Origin of the sequence: Yersinia similis, assembly GCF_001053095.1 — a bacterium.
In the GTDB taxonomy this organism is placed as follows: domain Bacteria; phylum Pseudomonadota; class Gammaproteobacteria; order Enterobacterales; family Enterobacteriaceae; genus Yersinia; species Yersinia similis.
Genome location: NZ_CGBP01000055.1, coordinates 1 through 8356 on the forward strand (window position 1 = coordinate 1; position 8356 = coordinate 8356).

Here is an 8356-nt window from a genome sequence, read left to right on the forward strand (position 1 = left end):
CAGTGACAACTATACGGTTGGCGGCACAATAGGCGCACGGGTTAGCTGGTAAGTTGTTTTTATGTGTAAAGGGTATCAGTATGCAGTGAGGGTGCTGATACCCTAATAAATAACCTAATATTCAGGACCTGCCTAAAAGAAGGAAATCGCCAGTAAAATAATGTCACTATTACGAGCAGGAAAAACAGACGCAGAATAAAAAATTATAATATTTGCATAATTAATATTTTACACTTTATTGTTAACTCTAACTCTATCTATTCTCTGCCCTTAAATTATTTAAAATCCCACCCCTGCCGGCTAATCTTTTGTTTTTATACGTAATAAATTTCTTAGTGCGTATTGTTTTTTGTGATCATATTAATATTGAGGTGTTTGTCACAGGTAAGATTAATTTTAATAAATGGCTATGGACTTTCACCTTAAGAATCGGAGACGATAGGATTAACCCAATCAGAATGATATAAGACTTTTCTTGATTGTCTTATGCTGAATATATTAATTAACGCCGTTAACCGACTTCAAGATATTAATAAATCCGGTCGCTGATAAATAATCTCTAGAGTGCGAGTTTAATCCGTTATTTCTCACTGATGCGGTAGCCGAGTTTACACATTAACTTCCAGGATGGATCAGATATGTTTGCTGACAGTAATAAAGCCAAAGTAAAAGAACGTAGTGAAGTTAACTCGGTTTCAACGGATACAGCAGCCATTTCTGCGGCAATTAACGCACCTTCCGGTCTACAATTTACGCTGACCGCTGCCGGTTTACCGCCTCAGACATTTGCCGTCGTAGATTTTTCATTAAACGAGGCGTTCTCCTCACCTTTTGTGTTACATGTTGGCTTGGCCAGTGCCGATCCCGCAGTGGATTTTTCTACGGTATTGGATGAAGACGCCACGTTGTCTATCTGGCGCGAAGGTATTTTACAGCGCAGCATTACTGGCATGATTGCCAGCTTTGAGCAGGGCAATACCGGGTTTCACCAGACCCGCTACAGTATGGTGATCCGCCCCGCGCTGTGGCGTACTTCTTTGCGCCGCAACTCACGAATTTTCCAGTTGGAATCGGTTGAGACCATCATTTCTAGGCTGTTGAAAGAGAATGGCATTAATGATTTTGCCTTTGGTTTCCGTAATCCACATCCAGCACGTGAGTTCTGCGTGCAATATCAAGAGTCGGATTTTGATTTTATCCAGCGCCTGACAGCAGAAGAGGGCATTTTCTACTACTTCGAATTCAGCACGGGCAAAAACACCGTGGTGTATGCCGATGATGTTGGCTCCCTGCCGAAAGGGGCATCACTGCCGTATAACCCGAATGTGGCGGCACAGGCGCAGGAACTGAGCATCACCACCTTTACCCGCAGCGCGCAAGTACGCCCGGCGATGGTACAGTTAAAAGACTACACCTTCAAAAATCCCAAATGGGCGGCCGAGTTCAGTGAACAAGCGCGCGAGTTGCAGAATCAGAGGCCGGATTACGAGCATTTTGACTTCCCAGGGCGTTTCAAAGATGAACAACATGGCAAGGACTTTACCCGTTACCGGCTGGAGGCACTGCGCAACGATGCGAATAGGGGGCAGGGGGAAAGTAACGAGTTTACCTTGCAACCGGGGCAATTATTTAGCCTGACTGCCCACCCGCGTGCCGATTTAAATCATGCCTGGCAGATAGTCAGCATTCTGCACACGGGTAAACAGATGCAGGCACTGGAACAAGAATCTGGCGATCAGGGCACGGTGTTGTTTAACCAGTTCAGCTTTATTCCACCGACGCAAACCTGGCGGCCAACACCGCTGCCAAAACCGGTAACCGATGGCCCACAAATCGCGATGGTCGTGGGGCCACCGAGCGAAGAAATTTACTGCGACGAGTATGGCCGCATCCGATTGCAATTCCAGTGGGACCGTTATGGTCAAAGTAACGATCAAAGTTCATGTTGGATCCGCGTCACCCAGCCGTGGGCTGGCCAGGGCTGGGGCATGCTGGCGATCCCACGTATCGGCCAGGAAGTGGTGGTAGATTTTCTGCACGGTGACCCGGATCAACCGATTGTCACCGGGCGCACTTATCATGCCAATAACCTCCCTCCTTCAGCATTGCCTGGGGCGAAAACGCAGATGGCGCTACAGTCGAAAACCCATAAAGGCGAAGGCTATAACGAGTTGCGTTTTGAGGATCAAGACGGCAAGCAAGAGCTGTCGATGCGGGCACAGAGGGACATGAATACCACGGTGTTGAATGACCGTTCGACCACGGTTTCAGGCAATCACACTGAAACAGTGACCAAAGATCAAGCGGTGACGGTTTCGGGTAATCAGACCATGGATATCACCCAAGACCAAACCATTACCGTCACTGGGACACAACGCATTGATGTGACTAAAGATCGCATCATTGACGTGGCAGCAGAACAACAAACGACGGTAAAAGCAGATGATCGGTTACTGATATCTGGCAAACAGAAAACCAAGATAGATCTGGATCAGGAATATGATGTGGTCGGCTCACAAAAAAATACTATTGGAGCTAACCAAACACTGACGGTGGGCGGGTATCAAAAAAATACTATCGAGGGTTACAAAAAATCCAAGATTGGCGGCGATAATACCACCACCGTTGGGGGTCACGATAAATTAACCGTCGGTGACACGATCACGATCACCGCTGGCACCAGTATTACATTGCAGTGTGGTGCCTCCAGTATTGTTATGGATGAAGCCGGTAATATAAAAATTACTGGAGTTAATATCACCTCCGCGGCATCGACGACACATACGATAAAAGCTAAAACAGTGACATCCTGCGGTGATTCAGAAAATATCGTGGAAGGTGGCATTCTAAAATTAAATCCTTAACATATTGTCAGGAAGGATATTCGGTATGGAAACCCAAGGGGTAAGTAATCCTATTGAGCGTCGTTTTATGCAGGCGCATGATGACTGGTTAAAGTTTGCCGGAAATCAAAAGGCGAAATTATTATTATGGCAGGCGAATGAAGCCGATGAGCCTTTGCTTAAAACCTATTTTCAGGTGCAGGAAGAGAATGCCTGTGCGGTTATTCAATTTGATGATGTTTTTGAAACGGCAGAGCAATTTACTGATGCGATAATAAAGCACATTATTCATTTTTATCATCAACGGCGTGAGGGGTCAGCGGCGGCTGGAATTACTGCCGATTGGCAACCCCCTGAATTTATCTCACCGGGTTCTCATCAGGTGCTATTTAGTATCGCGACAAGCCTTATTCAGCATCATCCCGATGTTTTCCCAGGGTTTGTTTGGGTATTCAGGCCCAATATTATTTTTTCCGAACCGCGCTTTGCTGAATGGCTTTTAACATTAACCGCTGATCTCTGTCTTGAGCCATGGCTTGCCGAGCGCCTTCGTTTGGTTCTTTACGGTGAGCTTTCAGACGCTATTCAATCATTATCACAGGTGGCACCTGAAAATATTCAACTGATTAACGGCGTTTATCATATGGCAGGTGCGCCGGGTGAAATGGTTGAGGAATCCACGGAGCGGGGACCTGGCGCTGATTTTCGTCGCTTATTTATTGCCCTGACGGAAACGATCCCATTGAATGACCCTTCACGTTTGGCGCGTTTACAAAAGCAGGCGTTGAATATTTCACAAAAAGAGGGCTGGTTCGATCAAAGCGTGGTGATTTACTTATTAGTGGGAGCTGCACAATTAAAATGGCAGGATTTCCCACGAGCGTTAAGCGCTTATCAATCAGCGGTGCAAGAAGGTGAGAATGCCATAATAGCGGACCATCCTGCGGGCAATAAGTTGGTTGCAAATGCGTTATTTGGTGAAGCCAGTGTTTATTTCAGCCAAAAAGAATATGCCATGGCAGCACAATGCTATGAAAGTATTTCGCCTTATACCGAGGCTGCCACCGATGCGGTATTAACGATTGAAGCCTGGCGTATGGGGGCTTATTGCTGGTGGGAAGATAATAATTTTACGCTGGCCTGGAATGCCGGATTAAATGCGTTAAAAATCGGATTACCGTTGGACGATGATATAAAAACTAACAGTAGCCTTTGCGTCGCGGCTTATTGGATGCATCAACATTATGGGCGCTGGGAGAATTATGACGATGAGCTGCGCACTATTCTTTCTGCGCTATATGGTGATGAATGGCTGGATATTATCACTCCGGTTGATCAAAGAAATATAACGTTAGCCGTAGGCTAATCAGGGAGCGATAATGGCAATGCCAGCGGTAAAACATTTTGATCCGGTCATTGGGCTGGATGTCCATACGGTCATTATTCCTCCCTCACCTGCCCCGATCCCGATTCCCCATCCCCATGTGGGATTTGTGCTGGATTTACGCGAGTGCGTTAACGGTGTTAAATCGGTGGTCGGCTCAATTGTTTTCAGCTTTGTTGCTGAGGCGGCGGCTGATGTAATGGAGGACAACCCTGAACTGTTGGCGGCGGGTATGGCGCTGGTCAGTAAAGCGGGCAATGCGCTGGAAGCCGCGGCGAATAACCCGGTAGTAAAAACCGGGCTGGCATTAAAAGATGCCAAAGATCAGCTATCCGGATTGAAAGCGGGTCTTATCGATAAGCTGGGGGGCAATATTGGCGGTGGTGGTGGTTCTAACCGACCGGTGAAAATCAATGGCACGTTGCGCAGCACCGTAGGAACTCACACGTTTCATATTCCGGGGCTGCATTTTCCCCTCGGCACCCTGTTCGCGCCGTTAATCCCCAGTAAAGATTCCGAATCCTTTATGGGCAGCAAAACCGTTATGGCCAACGGCGATCCGCTGTCTTATATGGCGCTGCCCGCCATGAGTTGCTGGTTTGTCGGCCTGCCCTCTACGCCTAAAAATGCAGCCCATACCCAACGCAAGAGCCTGTCGTTACCCACCTCCGTCATGTTGCCGATCCCGATGGGCCGCCCGGTGGTGGTGGGCGGGATGCCAGTCCTTAACCTTCTCGCCTTAATGATGGGGCTGTTCAAGATATTTCGTGGCTCCAAATTGGCGAAGAAACTGGCCGAAAAACTGGGATTAAAATCAGGCTTCCTGAAATGCACTATTCTGGATGCGGAGCCGGTCAACTCGATTACCGGCGAAGTGGTGGTTGAGCAGAACGATTTTGTGGTGGAAGGGCGCTTCCCGCTGGTGTGGGATCGCTATTACGGTAGCCAGAACGCGGTGGCCGGTGTCATTGGCCAACGCTGGCAGTGCCCGGCAGATATTCGGCTGGAAGTGTTGGTCGATCAGGGCGAACTCGGTGTGGTGGCCCGCTTCCCGGATCATGAAACGGTCTTCTCGCTGATGCCAATAGAGCAAGGCTGGGATGAGCGGGTATATGATTGGCAGCAGGGGCATGCCCTGTATCGTTTGGGTAACCAGTTGGTCCTACGCACCCGCCGCGAGGAAGAGTATTTCTTCACTTTGCCCAATGACTGGGAAAGCACCGTGATCCCGTTTACGGCGGCGGATCGTCTGACGTTGCCTATCCTGAGAATGGCTGATCGCTATGGTAATGGCTGGCAATTCAAACGGCAGGGCAATCAACAGTTGCTGGCGTTGATCGAACTGACACAAGGGTTGCTTTCGGGGCGTGAAGTGCATGTCATTCAGGATGAGGACGCGCCAGTCAGCGGGATGCTAAACGGCTTAGTCCTGGTGAATGACTTAGTTTTAGTGAACAAGTCTAGCCAGAAACAGCGTTTTCTGATTGGCTACCGCCACGATGGCGAAGGTAACCTGATTGCCACGCTGGATGCTGACAACCATCCCTACCAGTTTGAGTATACCGCTGACAGCCAGATGGTGCGCCACACCGACCGCAACGGGCTGTCGTTCTACTACCGCTATCAGCTTCACAGTGATGGCCTCAATCGGGTCGATCACGCCTGGGGCGATGACGGGCTGTTTGATTACCGTTTTCATTATGATCGGGTCTATCAGGAAACCCATATCACCGATTCATTGGGCCACACCACCTTACTGCGCTATGACGAGCGGGGGCTGCCGTTTGCCCGTGTTACGCCACTCGGCGGTGTTTACAGTTATCAATACGATGAGCAGTGCCGGACCATCGCCGAGATTGACCCGGCGGGCAATACCCACGGCTGGGGGTATGACCAATACGCCAACCTGACAGAAGAGACCTTTGCCGACCGCAGCTGTGTCAGAACCCAGTATAACGACGAGCATAAACCGGTGTGTATTACCGATCCCGGTGGTCGGCTCTGGCGGCAGAGCTGGGATGCACAGGGCAAGGTGATTTCGCAGACCACGCCGGGCAAAATCACCACCCATTTTACCTATGATGACCTTGGGCAACTGGTGGCAGTGGTGGATGCCAGCCAGCAGCGCACGGAACTGGCCTATGATGCCTGGGGTTTTTTGCAGGTCATTACCGATGCGCGGGGTAACACGACGTCATTTGAGCATGATTTTAGCGGTAATCTGCGGAAAAAAGTGGCGGCCAATGGCGATATCACCCGCTATCAGTACGATAAAAAACAGCGGCTGACGGGCTGTACGCTGCCCGATGCCAGAACCATCCGCTGTGAATATGATCGGGAAGATAATCTACTGCTCTACAACGAGAACGGCTCACGTATCACCCGCTTTGGCTATTTTGGTCAGGGCCGGTTGCAAAGCCGTACCGATCCGGATGGCAGCCTGACCGAGTACCGGTACGACACCGAAGAACAGTTGATTGGGGTAAAAAATCAGCGCGGTGAAGTGTGGCAACTCAAGCGTAACGCCGAAGGGCGGTTAATCGAAGAAGTGGATTACTGGGGGCAGAGCCGCCGTTATCAGTACAATGCGGTCGGGCATTTAACTGGCAGTCACGACCCGTTAGGGCAGATATTGACGGTTACCTGCGATAAATTAGGGCGCATCACCGAGAAACAGATCGACGGCGATGAGCAGGCGTGGGAGCGCTACGAGTATAACGTTCAGGGCCAGCTTATCGGGGCGGTGAACCCGGCGGTGACAGTGACGCGGCGCTATAATCAGGACGGCCAGTTAACGCAGGAAATTCAGCAGCAACCGCAGGTCAGTGCGACGGTGGAATATGGCTATAATGCCGCCGGTCAGCAGGCTGAACAGCGCCATCTGTTGCAATATGCCGATGAGGACGACATTCAGGTACAGCAACGGATCCGCTACGGTTACGATGTACTGGGGCAGTGTATCAGCCAGCAGATCGACGACCACACGCCGATGGCGTTCAGCTACGACAATATTGGCCGGTTAACCGAACAACGGCTGACGCCGAGCCTGTCGCACCATCTCAGTTACAGCGCCGCCGGGCAACTGGCGGGTTACCAGACGCGGCGTAAGGGCGTGGCCTGGAGTGAAACCGACTACTTCTATGACCCGCACGGCAACCTGACGCAGCGGCAGGACAGCCGGCAGGGCAGTGAGCGTTATCACTACGATGTGCTGGGGCAGATTGTTGGCTATCAGGATCCGCTGGGGACGCTGCATCGCTACCGTTATGATGCCTGCGGTGACCGGTTCAGCACGGTGGCTGACAATGCGGAAGGGCGGCACACGCAGCACGATAATGGCACCGCCTACCAGCTCGACAAGGCGGGCCAGTTGGTATCGCGCACCGACCGGTTTAGCCAGTTAGCCCTGCGCTGGAATACCGTTGGTCGGCTGGCAGGGATCAAAAATGAGCATCATGATCACACTTATACTTACGATGCATTAGGGCGCAGGGTAGGCAAACGGCACCTTCAACGGCCGACCAAACTGCTTGATGGTCTGCGGGTGATCGATAAAAACACCCCCTCGCGCGGCGAACCGGTGTGGCAGGATGAAACCTGGTTTATGTGGGACGGTGACGTGATGGTGGGCGAGTTGCAGCGTGAAGTTGCCCCCCGGGTGGTGACGCCGGAAACCTGGGACAAACCGGATGGCATCGTCTACAGCGGCCAGTTTTACGTGTATCAGCCAGACAGTTTCGAACCCCGCGCCATGCAGCGTTACCAGCAGGTTGCGGAGGCTGAAGATGGCGAAATCGCACCATTATGTGAAGAGCAGATTTATTTTTACCAGAATGACCCGAACGGCATGCCGATCCGCCTGCAGGATGGCGAAGGCGAAGTGGTGTGGGAAGCGCAGTTCACCCCGTTCGGGCAACTGAGTGTCACGGGTACCAGCCAACTGCGCCAGCCGCTGCGCATGCAGGGCCAATATTACGACACGGAAAGCGGTTTACATTATAACCGCTACCGTTATTATGATCCGGCCTGCGGTGTCTTTATCAGCCAGGACCCAATAGGGCTAAAAGGCGGATTAAATCCGTACCAGTTTGCAGTGAATACACTGGGATGGGTGGATCCGCTGGGGTTG

The 8356-nt window shown here is 51.0% G+C and carries 3 protein-coding genes; all 3 read left to right on the forward strand.

Annotation, left to right across the window (positions count from 1 at the left end; translation table 11 throughout):
* Positions 1-638 precede the first annotated feature (638 nt).
* Positions 639-2864, forward strand: a complete 2226-nt coding sequence (locus AC971_RS20915) for a type VI secretion system Vgr family protein (protein ID WP_025381309.1) — start codon at positions 639-641, stop codon at positions 2862-2864.
* Between the two features lie 25 nt (positions 2865-2889).
* On the forward strand, positions 2890-4209 hold the full coding sequence (locus AC971_RS20920) for a tetratricopeptide repeat protein (RefSeq protein WP_025381308.1): 1320 nt from the start codon (positions 2890-2892) through the stop codon (positions 4207-4209).
* Between the two features lie 13 nt (positions 4210-4222).
* Positions 4223-8356, forward strand: a 4134-nt coding sequence (locus AC971_RS20925; protein WP_048677871.1) for an RHS repeat-associated core domain-containing protein, incomplete at its 3' end; no start/stop codon positions are given.

Excerpts from the sequence above, each read along its gene's own strand:
- AC971_RS20920 (WP_025381308.1), top strand. The coding sequence starts at position 2,890 with ATGGAAACCCAAGGGGTAAGTAATCCTATTGAGCGTCGTTTTATGCAG.
- AC971_RS20915 (WP_025381309.1), top strand. The coding sequence starts at position 639 with ATGTTTGCTGACAGTAATAAAGCCAAAGTAAAAGAACGTAGTGAAGTT.